Annotated in this window: 19 protein-coding genes; 12 read left to right on the top strand and 7 right to left on the bottom strand. The window is 39.1% G+C overall.

What is annotated here, in order from left to right:
• The first annotated feature begins 19 nt into the window (after window positions 1-19).
• Genes QDN89_RS12120 through QDN89_RS12100 form a run of 5 tightly spaced genes read left to right on the top strand, consistent with a single transcriptional unit; the run spans window position 20 to window position 5,165 of the window.
• Complete coding sequence (locus tag QDN89_RS12120; RefSeq protein ID WP_280770403.1) at window positions 20-658, top strand: RcpC/CpaB family pilus assembly protein; 639 nt, start codon at window positions 20-22, stop codon at window positions 656-658.
• Window positions 659-660: 2 nt separating this feature from the next.
• The gene (locus QDN89_RS12115; protein ID WP_280770402.1) at window positions 661-1,851 is read left to right on the top strand and encodes a CpaE/TadZ family protein; all 1,191 of its coding nucleotides are present in this window, start codon (window positions 661-663) and stop codon (window positions 1,849-1,851) included.
• 14 nt (window positions 1,852-1,865) lie between these two features.
• The gene (locus tag QDN89_RS12110) at window positions 1,866-3,269 is read left to right on the top strand and encodes a TadA family conjugal transfer-associated ATPase (RefSeq protein WP_280770401.1); all 1,404 of its coding nucleotides are present in this window, start codon (window positions 1,866-1,868) and stop codon (window positions 3,267-3,269) included.
• The gene (locus QDN89_RS12105; protein WP_280770400.1) at window positions 3,262-4,227 is read left to right on the top strand and encodes a type II secretion system F family protein; all 966 of its coding nucleotides are present in this window, start codon (window positions 3,262-3,264) and stop codon (window positions 4,225-4,227) included. The genes QDN89_RS12110 and QDN89_RS12105 overlap by 8 nt, the downstream gene beginning before the upstream one ends.
• A gap of 2 nt (window positions 4,228-4,229) precedes the next feature.
• Window positions 4,230-5,165 (top strand): type II secretion system F family protein, encoded by a 936-nt coding sequence (locus tag QDN89_RS12100; RefSeq protein ID WP_280770399.1) that lies wholly within the window; start codon window positions 4,230-4,232, stop codon window positions 5,163-5,165.
• 55 nt (window positions 5,166-5,220) lie between these two features.
• Here QDN89_RS12100 and QDN89_RS12095 read toward each other — a convergent pair whose 3' ends face one another.
• Window positions 5,221-6,390 carry a PstS family phosphate ABC transporter substrate-binding protein gene (locus tag QDN89_RS12095; protein WP_280770398.1) on the bottom strand — a complete coding sequence of 390 codons (1,170 nt, stop codon included), beginning with the start codon at window positions 6,388-6,390 and terminating at the stop codon, window positions 5,221-5,223.
• 29 nt (window positions 6,391-6,419) lie between these two features.
• Entirely contained in the window at window positions 6,420-7,397 is a 978-nt protein-coding gene (locus QDN89_RS12090; protein WP_280770397.1) for a DUF4003 family protein, read from the bottom strand.
• A 168-nt stretch (window positions 7,398-7,565) separates the two neighbouring features.
• Here QDN89_RS12090 and QDN89_RS12085 point away from each other — a divergent pair, with 168 nt between their 5' ends.
• Together QDN89_RS12085 and QDN89_RS12080 are read left to right on the top strand one after the other, a co-directional pair.
• Window positions 7,566-8,081: a sigma-70 family RNA polymerase sigma factor gene (locus QDN89_RS12085; protein ID WP_280770396.1), complete on the top strand. Its 516-nt coding sequence runs from the start codon at window positions 7,566-7,568 to the stop codon at window positions 8,079-8,081.
• A gap of 27 nt (window positions 8,082-8,108) precedes the next feature.
• Complete coding sequence (locus QDN89_RS12080; RefSeq protein WP_280770395.1) at window positions 8,109-9,107, top strand: anti-sigma factor; 999 nt, start codon at window positions 8,109-8,111, stop codon at window positions 9,105-9,107.
• A gap of 237 nt (window positions 9,108-9,344) precedes the next feature.
• Here QDN89_RS12080 and QDN89_RS12075 read toward each other — a convergent pair whose 3' ends face one another.
• The 5 genes from QDN89_RS12075 to QDN89_RS12055 form a co-directional block, all read right to left on the bottom strand.
• Entirely contained in the window at window positions 9,345-10,769 is a 1,425-nt protein-coding gene (locus QDN89_RS12075) for a class II fumarate hydratase (RefSeq protein WP_280770394.1), read from the bottom strand.
• Between the two features lie 74 nt (window positions 10,770-10,843).
• Window positions 10,844-11,704, bottom strand: coding sequence for a DUF421 domain-containing protein (locus QDN89_RS12070; RefSeq protein WP_280770393.1), 861 nt, complete (start codon window positions 11,702-11,704; stop codon window positions 10,844-10,846).
• A gap of 15 nt (window positions 11,705-11,719) precedes the next feature.
• On the bottom strand, window positions 11,720-11,926 hold the full coding sequence (locus tag QDN89_RS12065; protein WP_280770392.1) for a DUF1657 domain-containing protein: 207 nt from the start codon (window positions 11,924-11,926) through the stop codon (window positions 11,720-11,722).
• Between the two features lie 20 nt (window positions 11,927-11,946).
• Window positions 11,947-12,966, bottom strand: coding sequence for a stage V sporulation protein AD (spoVAD, locus tag QDN89_RS12060; protein WP_280770391.1), 1,020 nt, complete (start codon window positions 12,964-12,966; stop codon window positions 11,947-11,949).
• A 141-nt stretch (window positions 12,967-13,107) separates the two neighbouring features.
• Window positions 13,108-13,311 (bottom strand): DUF1657 domain-containing protein, encoded by a 204-nt coding sequence (locus QDN89_RS12055; protein ID WP_280770390.1) that lies wholly within the window; start codon window positions 13,309-13,311, stop codon window positions 13,108-13,110.
• Window positions 13,312-13,527: 216 nt separating this feature from the next.
• Between QDN89_RS12055 and QDN89_RS12050 the strand changes: the two genes are divergently transcribed.
• The 5 genes from QDN89_RS12050 to QDN89_RS12030 all read left to right on the top strand — a co-directional run bounded on the left by QDN89_RS12050 (window position 13,528) and on the right by QDN89_RS12030 (window position 19,425).
• Entirely contained in the window at window positions 13,528-14,169 is a 642-nt protein-coding gene (locus tag QDN89_RS12050; RefSeq protein ID WP_280770389.1) for a nitroreductase family protein, read from the top strand.
• Window positions 14,170-14,364: 195 nt separating this feature from the next.
• Window positions 14,365-14,655: a hypothetical protein gene (locus tag QDN89_RS12045; RefSeq protein ID WP_280770388.1), complete on the top strand. Its 291-nt coding sequence runs from the start codon at window positions 14,365-14,367 to the stop codon at window positions 14,653-14,655.
• A 265-nt stretch (window positions 14,656-14,920) separates the two neighbouring features.
• Window positions 14,921-15,895 (top strand): AAA family ATPase, encoded by a 975-nt coding sequence (locus tag QDN89_RS12040; protein WP_280770387.1) that lies wholly within the window; start codon window positions 14,921-14,923, stop codon window positions 15,893-15,895.
• Entirely contained in the window at window positions 15,892-17,154 is a 1,263-nt protein-coding gene (locus QDN89_RS12035; RefSeq protein ID WP_280770386.1) for a DUF58 domain-containing protein, read from the top strand. The genes QDN89_RS12040 and QDN89_RS12035 overlap by 4 nt, the downstream gene beginning before the upstream one ends.
• Window positions 17,155-19,425, top strand: a complete 2,271-nt coding sequence (locus tag QDN89_RS12030) for a transglutaminaseTgpA domain-containing protein (RefSeq protein WP_280770385.1) — start codon at window positions 17,155-17,157, stop codon at window positions 19,423-19,425.
• Window position 19,426 lies beyond the last annotated feature (1 nt).

The following is a 19,426-nucleotide window of genomic DNA, read 5'->3' as shown; positions in this document are numbered from 1 at the left end:
AGGGAGGTCTTACGGTCCTATGAAAACGAAAAGACTTTGGATATGGTCGCTTATATTTGGGGTAATGGCTTCGTTATTAGTATACGGATTTGTTTTTATGAACTTGACTACACCGGCATCAAGTGAACAGTCAGAACCAACGGAAGAAGAGTTAGCAGCAGCTGCTCAAGAAGAAGAGGAACGACTTGCAGATGAGGCGTTTAATAGAGAGAAAGTTAACCCAATCGTAGAAATTGAAGATGGTAAACGAGCCATTTCTTTAAAAGTAGCTCAATCAGAAGAAGGTGTTTCAGGCTATATTGAACCGAGATCGCAAGTAGATATTATTGCTTATAGCACTGATTTTGAATCAGAGGAGTTAGAAGATTCAGAGACAACGGAGGGGTCAGGAGAAGTCGAGGAAATGGAATTTCTAACAGCTGAAGTTATTTTACAGAATGTGAAAGTACTTGCTTCAGGAAAATCGGCGGACACTGATAACGAAGCACTAAGCTATGAAACGGTCACAGTAGAAGTGACTCCAGAAGAAGGAGTGATGCTCAGTTTAGCTGCAAAAGATCAGGATGGTTTTTACTTTATGTTACGTCATGAAGAAGATGATGATGTGCTAGAAGACACCTTGAGACAGACTCGACAAGTTGTGAAAGGGGAGCGTTAACCATGGACCTCCAATGGCTTTTTTATTCCGATACGAATGCTAAGGCAGAGATTTTGGAGGAAACTCTTCTGAAGCGGCAGTATGCAATGAAACGAATCACTTATTTAGAAAGGCTGTTTGATTACTTAAAGAAAAACAGTCAAGTTATTTTAATCATCAAAGCAAATACAGTATATAATGTCTATCAATTATCTGAAGAACTCTCTGTAAAATATCCTCATGTCTATATTATTTTGATGGTTCCAGACAACATGGAAAATGTTAAAAAGGCTATGCAGGCAGGGGCTTCTAATACGCTTCGATTTTCTTCTGATAAAGATGAAGTAAGGGAAGTCATTGTTCAAGCTGAGAAATATATGCATCATCGTTTTAACCAAGAGGATGTACCTTCGATGCATATGCTTACGAGTGATAATCGTGTTATTTCTGTTTGTAGCACAAAAGGTGGCGTCGGTCGTACTTCCCTCACGGTTAATTTGGCGGTAGGATTAGCCAAACAAGGGCAAAGAGTAGCTGTTCTAGATGGAGATGTTCAGTTTGGTGATGTGGCGATGTACCTTGATTTAAAGCCGAAAAAAACGATATATGAGTGGGTGAAAGAAGGAGAAGCGCGCAAAGAGTTGGATATAGATAAGTATATGACGAAACATGATTCAGGTGTTTCTGTTTTAGCGGCTCCTAGTCGGCCAGAGTTTTTTGAAATCATTTCTGCAAAAGACATCCGGATGGCGATCGAAGAACTGAAAAAAATATACACCGTTATTTTAATAGATAACTCCTCTTATTTATCTGAGATCAATTTACAATGTATCGAAGAGGCGGATGAATTGTTATTTATGACAAATGGAGATTTACCGTCTGTAAGGAATTTGAAGCTTTACATGGATACATTAGCATCATTAAATCTTACGAAAGAGACAAGACTAATTTTAAATCAAAAACATAAGAAAAGCTTAGTAGATGGGAAGAAAGTATCTGAAATTACTGGGCTTCCAATTTATGCGTCGCTCCCTAAACAAGAAAATATCGTTGATGCGTCCATTAATGAAGGGTTGCCCTATGTTGTGTCTCATCCAAGAAAACCGTTGTCGAAAGAAGTACTTAAACTTTCTGGGAAGCTTGTGTCTTATGGTAACTCAGGAGATGAAAAAAGTATAAAAAAAGTTAAACGACGTTTTGCTGAAGCGAAATAAAAGGGGGGAATTATATGTCCTTATTCAAAAGATATAGTCATGATGTGAAAGAAGAGGAGCCGAAAGAACAAACCCCTGTCAAAACTCTGGAGAAAAAAGAAGCGAAAGTAATCACTACCAAAAGTTTTAAGGAAGTACCTCCTTCTCCTACGAAAGAATTTTGGGAATTAGAATCAAAAATACACTCAGAACTAGTTGAAGAACTGAAGCGGAAAGCCCCGAAAAATCAAGAAAAAGAAAAGGAACTCATTGAAGAACTTGGTCAAATGATGATAGAAAAACAAGCAGACCGATTAACATATGAAGAGAAAAAGCAATTACTCTCATCAGTGAAAAATGAGTTATTAGCATACGGACCAATCACATCACTTCTGGATAACCCGGATATTAGTGAAGTAATGGTAAACGGTGCCAATGACATCTATTATGAAACAGAAGGGAAGATTCTAAAAAGTCATTTAACTTTCCGGGACGATCAGCATGTGAGGCGTGTTATCGAGAGAATCGTATCCCCATTAGGCAGAAGAATTGATGAAAGTTCACCAATGGTAGATGCCCGTCTTCCAAATGGTTCCCGTGTAAATGCGATTATTCCACCACTGTCTTTGACAGGGCCATCCATTACGATAAGAAAATTCTCGGAGACACCTTTTACGGTAGAGGATTTAATCCAATTTGGAACAATAAGTGAAGACATGGCTCACTTTATTGATGTGTGTGTAAAATCAGATTTAAATATCTTTATTAGTGGAGGGACTGGTTCAGGAAAAACTTCTTCATTAAATGTTCTCTCTTCATTTATTCCTAATGATCAGCGAATCATTACAATTGAGGATGCAGCCGAACTAAAGCTATCACAAGATCATATTTTATCATTAGAATCACGTCCACCTAATATAGAGGGGGAAGGACAAGTTACGATTCGTGACCTTGTTAGAAACTCATTGAGGATGCGTCCAGATCGAATTGTTGTAGGGGAGATTCGTGGTGCAGAAGCATTGGATATGCTTCAAGCAATGAACACCGGTCACGATGGCAGTTTAAGTACTGGTCATGCCAATTCCCCAAGAGATATGTTATCTAGGATAGAAACGATGGTTATGATGGCGGGATACGAATTGCCTGTAAAAGCCATTCGAGAACAAATTGCTAGCGCACTTGACTTGATTATTCAGCAGTCTCGTATGAAAGACGGAACGAGAAAAATCACTCACGTCACGGAAGTTTTAGGCATGGAAGGAGATACGATTGTCCTTCAAGATTTATTTACTTTTAAAGAAACTGGTGTAGATGAAAATGGGAAAATATATGGTGAATTTATATCCTCGGGTATTCGTCCCAAAATTGCAGAAAAAATTGAATTGAACGGTTATAGTATTCCTGCATCTTGGTTCGCGGGAGGCTGGGCGGATGAATGATCTAGTAATTCTCTTCATATTGGTTATTTTATTTTGTGTTAGTTTCTACTTTATATTTTCTAATATTTCTAAGAATCGTAAAATGGATCGACGTACGAGAGATTATTTGAAGGTCAATGAAAAGGTAACAAATGAAGAAGAGGAAGAAACAAACAAAAAAGGTTTAGGAAAGTCCTATGTATCCATTCTATCTAAAGCATTTCGCTGGATTCCTTATAGTAAGAAGACAGAGAAGCTCCTTCAACAAGCGGGAACGGATATGACACCTGCAGAATTTTTCGCTTTAAGAATTTCTGCTGCTGGAGCATCTGTTATCGTTGTTTATTTCTTAAATGCTCATTGGATATGGATGATTGTTGGAACCTTGATTGGTTTTTTAATTCCTTCAATCATTGTTCGCCGTCAGCGAAAGAAAAGGTTGGATCTTTTAACGTATCAACTCGTTGAAACATTAGGGACAATGGCAAATTCATTAAGGGCAGGATTTAGTTTTATGCAAGCGATGAAAATGGTGTCAGATGAGATGCCTGATCCGATTGGACCAGAGTTTGGTAGAGTTGTAAGAGAAACGAGTTTAGGTGTTCCGGTAGAAGATTCTCTAAAAAAAATGGTGGAAAGATTACCGAATACGGAACTAGACGTTATTGTTCAAGGAATTATTGCGCAACGAGAAAGTGGTGGGAACTTAGCTGAACTTTTATTAGCGATGGAAGAGACGATCCGAGGAAGAGTAAGGGTGTTGGAAGAACTGAATACACTCGTCGCTCAAGGAAAACTATCTTCGTGGATTATTACTGCTCTTCCTATTGCTCTAGCTACATTTATCTATTTTACTAATCCAGACTATTTAAGTATTATGTTCGAACATCCTTTAGGGTGGTTCCTAAGTATTTCAGCATTAATTTCTATTTTCATAGGCTGGTTATTCATTCAAAAAGTAATAAAAATTGAGGTGTAGACATGGTAGAATTCCTTATATGGTTTGTCATAGCGGTGTTCTTTATATTAGTTTCTGCTGCGTTGATGTTCACTATTTTTGGACGAAGCATTGTAGTAGAGCAAAGAATGGATCATTATGTGGGTGCACCGGCGAAAGTTAACCAGACTAGTAATGAAGATGGCACGGAAAGACAATCACCTGTGATGGAACAAGCGAAAAAATACTGGGAAAAAGGTGTCGATTATACGAGTGAACGAGTAACGAACAAGGAAAAGAAAAAACTTGATCTTTTGCTAAGGGACGCTGGTCTTTTGACAAAAATGTCAGCAATTGAATTTCGTCTCATTCAGTTAGTTGGAAGTATTGCAGGAGCTGTCGGAGCGATTCTTTTGTTTTCACCAGCAATGGAAGAAGGGATTTTAGTCGTATTAATGTCCGTAACAGTCGCTCTCTTAGGTTTTAGACTCCCAATCTTTTATATAAAGAAAAAACGGGATCAACGCATTAAACAAATCGATTTAGATATGGCTGATTTTTTTGACACAATCAATTTATTAATTGAAGCAGGTGTAGGGGTAGACGCTGCAATTAATAATGTTTGTCATAAAAAAAGAGGACCCCTTTCGGATGAATTTTTACAGGCACTTGACGATATGAAACGAGGAAAATCGAAACGTGAAGCCTTCCATGACTTAAAAAGGAGAGTCCCATCAGATGCGTTACAAAGTGTCATGAGTTCAATGATTCAAGCGGATCAGCTTGGTATCGGAATGTCGAGGGTATTGAAAAATTTAACTGTACGCATTCGTGAGCAGCGACGAGAGAAAGCGCGAGCGCAAGCGATGAAGGCACCAGTTAAAATGTTGTTCCCAATGGTATTCTTTATTTTCCCAGCATTATTTATCGTTATTCTCGGACCGTTTGTTGTTGACTTAATAGTGAATGGATTGTTTTAAATGATACGAACATAACAAGACCAACGCCTAATGAAAAGCGCTGGTCTTTTATTAGTTAATTCACCGGAACATAACCAGATTTCTCGACCAATTGTTGTCCTTCATCTGACAAAATCCAGTCGATGAAATCATCAACATGGGGATTATCAGTACCAGCAGTTACTGCATAAAACTCGGAAGCAATAGGATATTCATTGTTTCGAATCGACTCTTTATCAGGATAAATGCCTTCTATTTCCAAGTGTTTAATATCGCCATTTTGAACCATCTCTGTTGAGAAATATCGAAACGAGAACCCGATAGAATTACTATAGTTACGGTAATCTGCTGTTTCTGAAATGATTCCACCCATGCCACCGACTACATCTTCTGTTGGAGGCTGCATGAGGGAATGATTTTCCATTAAGGTTTCCAATGCGGTTTGACTTCCGCTGTCTTCCGGTCTTTGGAAAGCTCGAATCTCTTCATCCTCTCCTCCAACTTCGCTCCAATTTGTTATCTCTTTTGAATAGATCTTTTGAATCTCTTCGATGGATAACTCATCTACTGGGTTACTGGCATTTACAAAGAACACAAAAGCTTCGCGCCCGATTGGTGTCAGCTCTAATTCCACTCCCGCTCGTTCGGCTTGACCCTCTTGGCCCATAGATGGTCCGGCAACAAAAATGATGTCCACTTCCCCATCGATCAGTCGATCATAGGCTACATCTGTTTGTGTAGAAACCACTTCACTGTCTTGAAAAGAATGAGGATCATATTCTTTATCAGGGTAAACTCCATGAACAAACGCTGCGTAAACGGGATAAAGTGCAGTTGCTCCGTCTAGCGTTGGTAATTCTTCATCTATACTTAAACTCGCTTCGGACTCCAAATTGGCTATGTTCGTCCCTTCTTCAAAAGGCTGATAGTCATATAAATCTACTCCTCGCTCTGTCATTTTCAGACTGTCTATGTAGGCGTTATATCCCCAGTTGGCAATGATTGAAACGATAACTAGACCGGCGAACGAAAGGGAAGTTATTTTGAGAATCTTTCGCTGGATTGATGTGAAAAGCTTGAGAAATATGAGAATGATAAGCAAAATGGCTACTATAACGATTAATGGTGTGTAAAAAGTTATCCCACCCATAAGTGCTGAAAAAAATGCGCCGGTGTATCCGAAAAAAACAATTAGTCCCGTTAAAACGATAAAATACATGATTCTAGTACCAATCGAATTGTTCATTTATCGTGTCATCCTTTCTCTAAATATGGCTAGTTGCTTGAATTTGCTGTTACGGCAACTCCGCCAGCCATCGCTGCTACCATCGCAGCTTGTTGAGCTTGGATAATCGTTTCCATCGTCGTATAAATACCTGCCTCTAACATTTGATTATCCATTTTTTCTCTAATGACGAAGTTCACTGCCATGATTGTGTTCATATCTTTCTGCCATTTAAACCACTTAGCTTGGTTAAGCTCACCTTGTATTGCTTCCACTTGATCAAGGTCCTTTGCTGTTGCATGTGTAATTGCCAGAAGTCCAATTTCCGGATAATGCATCGGTTTGATTTTGATTTTGCGCCGTCTACATTGGTCTGATAATTCCAAGCAACGAGTAATAAGGGAATCTGCGGAAGAGCCTTTATCCATTGTTAAAATATGACTTAAAAATTGCAGGTCATTTCCTTTTCGGAATCCATTTTGATCTAGCTGACGGTAGAAATGTTCTACTTGATCCATGATTGGTTCTATTTCTTCATCGAGTTGTGCGAGTAAAACGGATAACGGATAATCATTTTTTGACGTGAGAAATGGATGGTGTTCTTTCATTCCTTTATGGACTTCAAGGGAACGTTGAATCAAAGCTTGATGTGAACGTTCTTTGTTGTCATCTGACATCATCACTAAAGCAGAAATATAAGTGAACGTCCCTTTTTTGAAGCCGCCTCTCACAAGTTTATCGTATAAATGCGTTAATGTTTCAAATTTCTCATGAGGGTGATCAAATCGTTGAATAAGCATTGCAGCAGTTGTGAATCGTTGATGGGAACGCATTGGTGAAAATAAGGGAGACTTATTTTTGATGTAATCTGCTAGATCACTATAATCCTTTAAAACAAACGGACTCCCTTTAACAATATAAAAGGAAGCTGCCATCATCAATATTCTCTGGTCACTTGCTTGCCAGCGAAACTTCGAACGCATCTGTTTGTAAATATCCTGATATTCTTTTGCAATGTCATTCATCATTATTTCCACTCCTTTTTATATAAGAAAAGTGTAAAAGTAACAGTGTAGAGAAATACTTCATGCAATATCTTCTAAAACCTTATACGATAAAAGAGCAAAGAAAGTTTCTACATTTACTGTAACATTTTTGAAATGGATTCGTTGTATTGGTGAAAGGGGGTTCAGAGGGTGGCGAAACAGAATGAGAAGTTAGAAGATATTTATTTAACACATGCAAAGTCTCTCTATTATTACTTGTTGCAACTCTCTGGATCTCCTGAAGTAGCAGAGGATTTGCTTCAAGATACCTTCCTGAAGGCAACGATATCACTGAATTTTTACAAAAATGATGAAGTGAAAAGTTGGTTGTTTAAAGTGGCTCGGCATGCTTACTTTGATTACTGGCGTAAAAGAAAGCGTTGGGAATGGGTGCCTTTTGTCGAAAAAATACATAACAAAGATCAAGTATTTCATCCATACGAAACGCCAGAGTCTTTTGTGATCGAGAAAGAAAGTAGCGAAAACATCAAGACAGTATATGGATTCATGCCAGAAAACTATCGAACAATTCTATTTCTAAGAGAAGACGAGAAATTTTCTTATGAACAGCTTGCTGAGACATTGGAGATTTCAGAAAATCAGGTGAAGGTCACGTTACATCGGGCAAGGAAACGATTTGAGGAGCTTGTTCAACAATATTTTTAGAGACGGTTAAAGAAGGAGAGAGTGATCATGACGGAGAAGTGGACAGATAAAATGGGGAAGAAGGCACTCAGGCGTTACCGATTCACGTTAACGCTGAAAATCATTCGCGTTCTCTTGATTATCTTATTTATAGGAGTTATCTATCAAATGGTTCTGCAAATCTCTTATTCGAAAACAGATAATCAAGAGAAGTTGCAAACGTACGCGCAGCTAGCAGCAGAATGGACGATGCCGGGTGTGATGGTGGATAGGCATGGGAACTTTGGTGATATTTCCGCTCTGATGACGGAAAGAACGTTGATTGATTTGAAAAAAAGAGTCGGGAGCGCTGATAAGGGGATAGGGACAAGAGAAATTCATAAACCGTTGGTGACATCTTTTACACGGATAGATGATACTATTAACGATCAGGATGTTTACTCAGAGTATCAATTTTATTTGCCATATGATCCAAGAACAGATAATCAGCTTGCAGCATCGTCAGGGGAAGTTGTATGGGAAACGCTTGAGAGGCTTCATGAAGGGACTGTGACGGAAATCGCTTTTTCATTTGATGAATATTATCGTACTGAAGAGGTTATGGAAATTTTTGATGATTATGATTTAACCGTATCGTGGCTCCCATTGTATATGGGGGAATTAAAAAACTTTGATACCGACTGGAGTGCTGGTGGCGATACGCTAAGGGTCGATCCGTGGGGATTATCGAGCGCCCAGTACTTTGATGAAAACTGGCGAAATCATCAAACGGGTTATCTATCACTTGGAAATATAGAAGAAGTTGAAACACAAATGATTCATAATATGAATCTTCTCTATGAAGAGGATGAATCGTTAGCGGAAGCGATGTTTCAAGTCCCAAAGTTCGAAGAGAGGGTTGAATTTTTAGAAGAAGAAGGATTTAAAGTCTATGGAGCGGTTGTGACAGGTCCTTCGAAAGAACTGCTGAAGTTGCAAGAAGAAGAGATGATTCGTGGTGAGCAGATCGGTCCTATCGAGTATTGGAACTGGTCGCCGACATATTAATGAAAGGAGTGTGATAAAGATGATAACATCCGTCAATTGGCCGGTCATCATTATTATGTTATCTATCATGATCGTCTTGATAGCAGGTGTATCTTTTTTAATATATCGCAGTCAGAAGTAGCGTTTATCAGTTGAATAAAGGCTATCCTAAAAAACTGCATTGATAATTCTAGCTTTTGGACCTACGTTCTATGGAGTAATCAGGAACCTAAATTTAAACGAATCCCACTTGATATTTTATGACGTGGGATTCGTTTTCGTTTCACCAAGCAATCCAAGAGGGTCAATGGCTTGTTGTAATTCATTTGTCATCAATCCCATTTCTTGAAGAACTTGCGTTAACGTTTTATTTTCCGAATCTGCTTGCATACCTATTTTTGATGCTAGGTCGTAACCTATTTTAGGATTTAATCCTGTGACTAAAGACAAGCTAGCATTCATCCAGTTGTTACATATTTTTTCATCAGCTTCAATTCCTTTAATGCATTGTCCGGTGAGTGTTTCTATCGCATTGGACATGATACTGATGGATTCAAGTAACGTGTGAGCAATCAAAGGCATTAGTACGTTTATCTCTAATTCACTCCATGTTCCTGCAGCGGAAACGGTCGATTCATAACCAATAACTTGTAAACAGACCATATGGGTCATTTCAAGAATTGCGGGGTTTACTTTACCAGGCATGATGGTTGATCCGGGCTGAACGGAGGGAAGGGTGATTTCTGCTAAACCTGTTCTCGGACCAGAGCTCAGTAAACGTAAATCACTCGTGATTTTGATTAAATGGACAGCGAGTTCTTTTAATACAGACATCGTTTGGATCGCGGCGTTACGGTTTTGCATAAAACTAAACAAGTTCGTTGGTTGTCGGAATGGGAGGTTTGTCCGATGACTAATTTCTTCAACGACTTTTTGCGGATATTGCGGGTTCGTATGAATGATCGTACCGATGGCATTTCCGCCTAGACCAAGCTCATATAATGAATCTAAGGTTGCTTCGACTTGTGTATACATAGATTGGATCGTTCCTGCGTAACCTTCGAACTCTTGTCCTAACCGCATAGGGACACCGTCGTGTAAATGGGTCCTCCCAGCTTTTAAAATCGGCATAAGTTGTTGAGATTTGTTTTCTAGTTCTTGCTGTAAATCGAGGATAGCAGGAAGAAGTCTATTGACCATCTCTTCAACCGCAGCGATATGCATGGAAGAAGGAAATGTATCATTTGTGGACTGAGCTTTGTTCACATCATCGTTTGGGTGAACGCGATAAGTACCGATTGGTTGGTCAGATATTTGTTCTAATATCTCTGTTGCTCGGTTTCCGATTACTTCATTAGCATTCATGTTTTGAGACGTTCCTGCACCCGCTTGATAGACGTCAACAACAAAGTGGTCATCCCATATTCCTTGAATGACTTCTTCAGAAGCATCGATGATCGCTTGCCCAATATTTTCAGGGAGTTCGCCTAATTCCATATTAACGGCTGCGGCAGAGGCTTTGATGATACCTTGTGCACGAATAAAAGAGCGTGGTAGTGTCATGTGACTTATTTGAAAATTCTCTACGGATCGCTGTGTTTGCGAACCATAATAAGCTGTCGAAGGGACAAGGATATCACCTAACGCGTCTGTTTCAACTCTATAATGTTCATTGGAAAGCATGGTGATTATCTCCTTTGTTTCGTAATTTGTGTGTTATTAATCGGTATTATGACCAAGCGTTAAAATGGATTCGATTACTCTTTCGTGTAAGGAGTTACTGTTTGATATATTTGATTCATCTGTTCGGCACACCACTGATATTTTTGCTTAGCTTCTTCATTTTCTGTATCAAGAGCGAACAGTTCTAAATCAGCTTGCACTTTTTTTAGACTTGCTTCGAGTAAGGGCAATTCGGTTGGGGCGGCTACTTGCATGACATCATCATATAAATCAAAGGATAGTTGACCGTATTCATCTACTTGAGCGACAAAGACATTATCTACTGCGGCATCTCGTTTTTTTAGTTCCGATATAAGCCAATCATGGCTTAACCCTCTTGTTGCTAAAGGTTCATGAAGGATTCTTCCATCCATAATCACCGTTTCTGGTTCTTTAATGGGAGGGACTTTTTGTTTCATAATTTGAGGGGTAATCGGTTGTTGTTCTTGTTTAGTTAGAATGTTTAATTCTCCACTTCCTTCCAAAACTGCGAATTCAACATCGGCATACTGAAACACATCTTTAGAACGAAGTCTCGATAACAAATCGTCTGTCGTTATTCGTTGCTTTTTCATATTGTCTTCCAGTATTTTTCCGTCTTTGATGATAGGAACCCCATCACCATAAAAAAAAGAGCGGAAGGTTTTATTTTTTTGGCTCAATAAAGATGTACCAAAAATTAAAATACCAAAGACAACTATGGCCGTAATAGGAAGGACAATTGGAATGGTTAACTGAATAGCCCCAAATGCGACGACAATGGCCATAGCTCCAAGAATGCTAAATTCAAATAAAGAAGATTCTCCTAGCGGTTTTCGAACAAATACTTTGGATAATAAAAATAAAACGACAAAGCCTCCTAAACTTCTGAGCGCAACTTCCAACCATTCTGTCATGAATATCCCTCCTTTTTACTGTTGTTGGTATTGCGGTTCTTCTCTTTCGATTTCGCCTTTTCTCGTTTGGATTTGTCGAATGACTTCTTGTGTATTTATCGCACTTTGATAAAAGGCTTCTTTTGCTTCGCGATCGTTTGTTTTTGCAGCTAACGAATGTAATGTTGCTTCGATCGATTGAAGAGAAACGAGCGTTCCGTGAACAAGGCTTCCTACTGTCATCATTATTCTCCTTTCGTTTATTAAGTCGATGCGTTCGGACTAGCTTCAATAGATACAGCGTGTGCAATACAAGGAATGGACTCTTTTTGTTGGAAAGAGATAGGTGACAACAAAGCTCCTGTTGCAACGATGAGCATCTTTTGAATGTCACCGTTTTTCATTCTGTTTAATAAGTGGCCGTAAGTAACGGCAGAGGAACACCCGGCACCGCTTCCTCCTGCTTGTATTGGTTGACTTTCGCGATAAATCATTAGGCCACAATCTTTTATTGTGTCTATAGGAATGTGTAGTTCTTTATCTTCAAGTAATTCAAGCAAGATTGGCGAGCCGATTTTACCGAGGTCCCCTGTCGCAATCAGATCATAATGGTCAGGTGAAAGGTCTCTATCGCGAAAATGAGCGACGAGGGTGTCTGCTGCAGCTGGTGCCATGGCACCTCCCATATTAAAGGGATCGCTTAACCCCATATCGATTACTTTTCCAATCGTAGCCGATGTTACGACTGGACCATCGCCAATGTTAGCAACGACAGCGGCGCCTGACGCTGTCGTGGTCCACTGGGCTGTAGGTGGTTTTTGGGCGCCGTATTCCGTTGGATATCGAAATTGTTTCTCTGTAGCGGCGTTGTGGCTTGAAGCGGCAGTGACAATTCGTTCCGCACCGTTTGCATTAATGATCAAGGCAGCGAGTGCCAAACCTTCCATCGATGTGGAACATGCGCCAAATAAACCTAAATAGGGCATTGCTAATGTTCTGCCTGCAAAACTGGAAGGAGTTAATTGGTTAATTAAATCACCTGTGAGCATAAAATGGATATCTTCATTTCTTAATTCAGCTTTTTCGACTGCCCTTGTGATGGATTCTTCAAGCATAACCTTTTGGGCTTTTTCATAAGAATCCTGTTTGATCCACAAATCTTCGTGCAACAAATCGAAATCATTTGCCAGTGGTCCATTCGCTTCAAAAGGGCCACCTACGACGCCTGTAGAAATGATCACTGGGTTATTCTCAAACTCCCATGTTTGATGCCCTTTTAACATGTAGCACCTCTCCTGACTGTTGTTTTTAATAATGGTAAGAGTTATTTGCAAATCGCACATGTTATCTCTCACGATGATAAGAGTGCTCTTCGCTATGTAAAGAACACGAACCAGTCACGCCTGATTCGTGTATTCTGGAAATTACTGTTTGTATTGTGGTTCTTCTTGTTCAATTTCCTGTAATCTTGGTTCAAGTCCAGTGACAACGCCTTGTGTTTGTTGAGCCATCTGTTGAAAAAGCTGTTTCGCCTGTTGATTTTCTGTTTCTAATGCAAATGTTTCTAAACTTGCTTGAGCACTTTTTAACCCAGCAATTGTTTGTTTCATCTTTGCTCCAACTGTCATGAATGCATCCTCCTAAAAAAATTTAGTATGAAAAATCTTATTTCCTTTATTAGGTTGTATTTATTTTCATAAATTATAAATAGAAAATAATTGTAAATAATCGTTTGAAATTAGGTGATCTGATGATTTTTCCAAACGAAAATCACTTTCGTTGAGTTTCTCTCAAATGACTTGTTATAATGCTACTTGTTAAATAGATGAAGGAGTGATCATTTCATGAATATGACAACACATCCAAATGATTTAGGCGTATTCCAAACAATTCAGGAGCGACATACCGTTCGAAAATATGAGCGTGGAGTGGAAATTCCTGAGCAGGAATTAAATGAAATATTAGAAGCAGCAACGCAAGCTCCATCGTCTTGGAACTTACAGCATTGGAAGTTTCTTGTGATTGACGATGCAAAGAAAAAAGAGCAACTGTTACCTATTGCATATAATCAGCAGCAAATTGTCGATAGTTCAGCGGTGATTGCTATTCTTGGTGATCTGGAAGCAAACAAAAATGCAGAATATGTTTACCAAGGGGCCGTAGACAATGGGTTTATGACAGAAGAAATAAAAAATACGTTAGTGGATCAAATCAACGGTGCTTATAAAGGAGATTCCCCTTTCCCAAGGGACGAAGCGGTATTAAATGCTTCTCTTGCTTCGATGCAGTTAATGCTAGCAGCAAAAGCAAAAGGGTATGATACGTGTCCAATGGGCGGCTTTCAACGAGAGCGATTTGTTGAAGAATTTAACGTACCTGAGCGATATATTCCAGTGATGTTATTAACGGTAGGTAAAGCGGAAAAACCTGCTCACGAGACTGGACGATTTCCGTTAGAAGACGTTGTTGTAAAGAATACTTTTTAAGAAATCAAGCGAGAAGAGAACTATCCACGTTGAATGGATAGTTCTTTTTTGTAAGTAAATGTATATGATCAAACTAAATTCAACATCATTTTTGTGTTTCATCCTTTAGGCTTGTAAAAAGGCTTGTTCGCTGTTTAATCTACGTTAGAAAAGGGTAAAAATACGATAGTCACATCGCTGTGGGAGGTGGGAAACATGGATAAACAAGTTGTTGCAGTTATGCACTCGTTGGAACAAAAACAAGGAGTGTTAAGAGAGCTTGAAATCAAAGGAGTGAAAGAAGAAGATGTTCAAATTCTGCATCGGGAAGATGAAGAAGCTGAACAGTATCAAAAGTACTTCAAACAAGGAGATTATGTTGTTATAGTGGAAGTAGAAAAGGACATTGGACATATTCCTGTTGAACAAGAAGAAACTGTAAATGAACATCGGACTCCAAAAGGCCATCATCATCAGCCTCACCACCAAATGAAACACGGATTATAATAGTCATCGTAAAGGTCTCGGGACAAAACAAATCCCTGGGCCTTTTTTGTTTGATATTTGGACAAGTTTGGATGAATAAAAGTTTGCGCAATCACCAAAAACACACAAAATTATTGTTAAATTAGGGAATTATAGACAATTTGAATAAAATAGAGGGTTATTAAACGAAATTTCATGTTTTTCGTGGTATCATAGATTCAGATTAACGATGGAATTATCGTTAAAAAAGTTCGAATCTTCCAACATAAATGAAGGAGGTCCCCCATTGCGTAATCGTCCAGAACCATCGGTGGTGAAACAACCACATATTCATAGATTAATTGAAAATGTAGAAAAAGTAGTGGTAGGAAAAAAGCGAGAAATTGAGTTAAGCCTTATCGCCTTATTAAGCGGGGGGCATGTACTATTAGAAGATGTGCCAGGAGTCGGAAAAACGATGATGGTGAGAGCTATCGCAAAATCGGTTGGTGCAGATTTTAAAAGGATTCAATTCACACCGGATTTATTACCTTCAGACGTGACTGGAGTCTCTGTTTTTAGTCAAAAAACAATGGAATTCTCTTTTCGACCAGGTCCTATCATGACGAATATTGTGTTAGCAGACGAAATTAATCGTACGTCACCAAAAACACAAGCGGCCCTTCTAGAAGCATTAGAAGAAGGAAGTGTTACGACAGACGGGGAAACGAGAGAATTACAAGACCCGTTTCTAGTGATGGCCACACAAAATCCGATTGAGTATGGTGGAACGTATCCTTTACCAGAAGCTCAGTTAGACCGATTTCTCTTTAAATTCAAAATTGGCTATCCATCTAGATCGGAAGAGCTTGAAGTATTAAACAGAGTGGAAACGCGTCATCCGATTGAATACCTTGAGCCTGTATTAAGTTTAGAAAATATATTAGAGATGAAAAAAGAAGTGAAAAACGTTTTCGTTAACGAAAATGTAAAACAATACATTATTAATATTGTTAACGCTACAAGACAACATCATTCTGTGTTTCTTGGGGCGAGTCCACGTGCATCGATTGCTTTAATGAAGGCCGGTCAAGCATACGCTTATATGCAGGATCGTGATTTTGTCGTACCAGATGATATTAAATATTTAGCACCTTATGCATTGCAACACAGAATGATTTTAAATTCGGATGCAAAGTTATCCAATGCAACGAACGAGCGAGTCATACACGATGTAGTTGAGCAAGTGCACATACCAACAGGGAAAGAAACAGCTCGATGAAGGTTAGAAAAATAAGTAGTCGTCTGAGACCTATTTGGACGAGCGTGAAACTGCTATCGAAAGTGTTGTTTGTGATCGGTTTATTTGTTGCGATTTTCAGTTATGCCATGTTTCAAGGTGGTTTTGTCAGCTGGTTTTTATTTTATAGCATGGCAACGTTAGTCATATTAATGCTCGTTTATGCATTGATCCCTCTAGGTAGTTTTGAGATTGAGAGAAATACGGGTGAGGGAGCCGTACCATCCGGATCGGAATGGAAGGCTGAATTAACGATTCGAAGAAAGTGGGCTTTCCCGTTTTTGTACTTATCGGTAGAAGATGATATGGAGGAAGGGCTTCGGAAACAAATGCCACCTCATGCAGCCAAAAATATCTTTTATCCGACAATAAAAAAAGAACTTCATTTTACTTATGGTGTACCAGAACTGAAACGGGGACAATACAATCTTTTGGGCGTTCATTTATCTACTAGTGATATGTTCGGATTATTTCAAAAGAAAAAATTTGTGCCAATCAAAGAAAATCTTCTTGTTTATCCTAAATATCATGAGATTGAGCGATGGTCGGCATATGAAAAACACGAGTCAGAAACGATGCTGTCATCGCAAGATTTTGTAGAAGATATGACGTCCATTGCCGGAGCGAGAGAATACGTTCCTGGTGATAAGATGACGAGCATTGACTGGAAAGTGACGGCAAGAACAAATAAATTAATGACGAAAGAATTTGAAGAATACATTGGTCAAAACTTCTTGATCGTGTTTAATAATCATATTCCGGATGATCGTTTTGCAACGCTAGATGCTTATGAAAAAGGGATTGAGCTAGTTACCTCGATTATTATGTATGCTTATAAAAAACGTCTGCAAGTAGGATTATGGACGTTAGGAAAAGAGCGAACATTATTTGATCTTGATTCTGGTGGTGATCATCAGAAAAAAATGGTTACGCACCTTTCTCATATTCAACCAGATTATGATTCAAATTTTGCTGCAAAGCTTTATGATGCGGAAGATAAAATTCCAGCAGGGGCGACGGTCATTCTTGTGTCGGCGGAATTGACAGATGACTTATTAAATAGAGTGAAAATCCTCGTTTCTAGAAGGGTTCAGGTGTATTTTGGTTTGATGGATAAAGGCAACCAAACGGATTCGTGGGAACAAAAGAGATTTGAAGAATTGAAGCGAATTGGCGCGGAGGCCTATCTATTATCAGGCGGAAATTTGGACGATGAAGTTACAACTTACGAAGGTGATTAAATGGGAAGACTGAGAGCTCAGCCAGCTAATACGATAACTCATTTGTTTATATATATCCTAACTTTACTCCTGTTATGGGAATGGTTAAGACCAATTCCGGTTGTGACAAATACGGCAGATATTCACTTATTTGTCTGGTTTGCCTTTTTTAGCGCTGCACTTATTTATTTGCGGGTTCCTTATTGGCTGACAGTCCCAATTTTATTGACCTCTAGTGTATATGGCTTGCATTTTATTTTTCATGAAGGAGCTTTTCTTAGTCGAGAAGGTGGTTGGGAAACAGTTAAGTTGTTTTCAAGTGAATTTTGGTTTAATTCGAGTCTAATTATTTCTGGTGAATTTGCTAACCTCACTGATCCATTTCGGACATTTCTTTTATTTATGTTGTTAGCGTTGATTTGTTACTTGCTTTATTTCTGGATTTTTGAGACGAGAAGAATTTTTGTGTTCCTTTTATCGACAATTATTTATATTACGATTTTGGATACATTTACGCCAATTGATGCATCATCAGCTATCGTAAGAATTGTGGTTATTGGATTTTTTATGCTGACATTGCTTCATATGTTGAAAGTACAAGAACAAGAGATGAAGATTGGAAGGCGAGCGACGTCGTTTATATCACCAGCTTGGATGTACACACTGATTTTCATGATTGGAGTGGCGACTTTTATCGGAGTAATTGCACCAAAACCGGAACCTCAGTGGAGTGATCCTGTTCCACAGATGAGAAGTTTTGTTTTAGGGGAAGGGTCAGGAACTGGTTCTGGGATCCGTAGAGTAGGTTATGGGGAGAACGATGAACGCCTTGGTGGCGGATTTGTCCAAGATAATAATCCGGTATTTCGGGCCGAAGTGGAGGATGCGTCCTACTGGCGTGGAGAATCAAAACACTATTATACGGGGCAAGGTTGGATTTCAGAACCAACAAATGTGGATTCAAACTATATTTTTGAAGATGAAATTGATTATTATATGTACGATGACCTTGCAGAGTTGGAAGAACGAGAAGTATCGATTGAAATGGAAGAAGGAGTTGGATTTTCCCATTTCTTTTATCCAGGTCAATTGAAGCAAGTCGACTTGGAGACGTTGACGTACTTAGCTGATGGTAATGAAGGGGATGTCGGTCAACTAACGTTTCAAACAGATGTTGTTGGCGGGCGAGTGGAAGCTAGTTCTGAGCAATTTGATACGACGTTAAAGAGCTATGATTTAATTTATGATGAACCGACTTTTCCGATTGAAACGTTAAAAGCGGTCGATGAAGATGATCCTGAAGATGTGAAAGAATTATACCTTCAGCTTCCAGATGACTTGCCAGATCGAGTAGTGGAATTGGCCGAAGAAATTGTTGAGGATGAAGATAATCGTTACAATATGGCTGTAGCTGTGGAACAGTATTTTTCGGAAAATGACTTTGAATATGAGACGTCCAATGTTCCTGTTCCAGATGAAGGGGAAGATTATGTTGATCAATTTCTGTTCGAAACACAGCTCGGCTATTGTGATAATTACTCTACGTCCATGGCTGTGATGCTTCGGGCCTTGGATATTCCGGCAAGATGGGTGAAAGGTTTTACTGCTGGGGAAGAAGTGGATGAAGCAGATGGCGATCGTTCTGTTTATGAAATCTCTAACTCAAATGCGCACTCATGGGTAGAAGTGTATTTCCCAGGAGTTGGGTGGGTACCATTTGAACCTACCCAAGGGTTTGATAACTACGTAGAATTTGAAGAAGAGGAAGTAGAAATTGAGTTAGATTTGGATAACGGTGCAGATCAAGATGACATGCCAGATGCTGGTTTAGAAGAAGAGTTCCCAGAGTTGGATGAAGAGTTAGAAGGGGCAACAGGTCAAACAGATTCAGGAACGGATAGATTTCGCGGACAGATGTCGGAATTCGTGACTCTGAAAGCAGTCTTGATCTCGATATTTGTGTTGGTGATGACGATGGTTATTTACGAAAAACAGAGTCGTTTGCAAAACTATTATTTCCTTTGGCATTATCGCATGATCGGAAACGATAATCGTTACACCATTGCTTACCAACGATTAATGTGGATCTTAGCAAATGAAGGATTACCTCGAGGCGAAGGTGAAACGTTAAGAGAATATGCGACACGTGTGGATTTGGGTTTGAACTCTCAATCCATGTCAAAACTGACGAAAACGTATGAGAAAATTTATTATGGTAAGTACGAAGCGGACGGGGAGTGGACGAAGCTTCAAAAAGATTGGGAAGAAATTATTAAAGCATTGAACGCTTGAC

The organism is Salipaludibacillus daqingensis, from assembly GCF_029891575.1.
Taxonomy (GTDB): domain Bacteria; phylum Bacillota; class Bacilli; order Bacillales; family Salisediminibacteriaceae; genus Salipaludibacillus; species Salipaludibacillus daqingensis.
Note: the sequence above shows the minus strand (reverse complement) of the source record. Positions and strands in the feature narration are given on the sequence as shown.

What these genes read in the sequence shown, in the direction of transcription:
- QDN89_RS12120 (WP_280770403.1), top strand. Translation starts at nt 20, where the DNA reads ATGAAAACGAAAAGACTTTGGATATGGTCGCTTATATTTGGGGTAATG.
- QDN89_RS12115 (WP_280770402.1), top strand. Translation starts at nt 661, where the DNA reads ATGGACCTCCAATGGCTTTTTTATTCCGATACGAATGCTAAGGCAGAG.
- QDN89_RS12110 (WP_280770401.1), top strand. Translation starts at nt 1,866, where the DNA reads ATGTCCTTATTCAAAAGATATAGTCATGATGTGAAAGAAGAGGAGCCG.
- QDN89_RS12105 (WP_280770400.1), top strand. Translation starts at nt 3,262, where the DNA reads ATGAATGATCTAGTAATTCTCTTCATATTGGTTATTTTATTTTGTGTT.
- QDN89_RS12100 (WP_280770399.1), top strand. Translation starts at nt 4,230, where the DNA reads ATGGTAGAATTCCTTATATGGTTTGTCATAGCGGTGTTCTTTATATTA.
- QDN89_RS12095 (WP_280770398.1), bottom strand. Translation starts at nt 6,390, where the DNA reads ATGAACAATTCGATTGGTACTAGAATCATGTATTTTATCGTTTTAACG.
- QDN89_RS12090 (WP_280770397.1), bottom strand. Translation starts at nt 7,397, where the DNA reads ATGATGAATGACATTGCAAAAGAATATCAGGATATTTACAAACAGATG.
- QDN89_RS12080 (WP_280770395.1), top strand. Translation starts at nt 8,109, where the DNA reads ATGACGGAGAAGTGGACAGATAAAATGGGGAAGAAGGCACTCAGGCGT.
- QDN89_RS12075 (WP_280770394.1), bottom strand. Translation starts at nt 10,769, where the DNA reads ATGCTTTCCAATGAACATTATAGAGTTGAAACAGACGCGTTAGGTGAT.
- QDN89_RS12070 (WP_280770393.1), bottom strand. Translation starts at nt 11,704, where the DNA reads ATGACAGAATGGTTGGAAGTTGCGCTCAGAAGTTTAGGAGGCTTTGTC.
- QDN89_RS12065 (WP_280770392.1), bottom strand. Translation starts at nt 11,926, where the DNA reads ATGACAGTAGGAAGCCTTGTTCACGGAACGCTCGTTTCTCTTCAATCG.
- spoVAD (WP_280770391.1), bottom strand. Translation starts at nt 12,966, where the DNA reads ATGTTAAAAGGGCATCAAACATGGGAGTTTGAGAATAACCCAGTGATC.
- QDN89_RS12055 (WP_280770390.1), bottom strand. Translation starts at nt 13,311, where the DNA reads ATGACAGTTGGAGCAAAGATGAAACAAACAATTGCTGGGTTAAAAAGT.
- QDN89_RS12050 (WP_280770389.1), top strand. Translation starts at nt 13,528, where the DNA reads ATGAATATGACAACACATCCAAATGATTTAGGCGTATTCCAAACAATT.
- QDN89_RS12045 (WP_280770388.1), top strand. Translation starts at nt 14,365, where the DNA reads ATGGATAAACAAGTTGTTGCAGTTATGCACTCGTTGGAACAAAAACAA.
- QDN89_RS12035 (WP_280770386.1), top strand. Translation starts at nt 15,892, where the DNA reads ATGAAGGTTAGAAAAATAAGTAGTCGTCTGAGACCTATTTGGACGAGC.
- QDN89_RS12030 (WP_280770385.1), top strand. Translation starts at nt 17,155, where the DNA reads ATGGGAAGACTGAGAGCTCAGCCAGCTAATACGATAACTCATTTGTTT.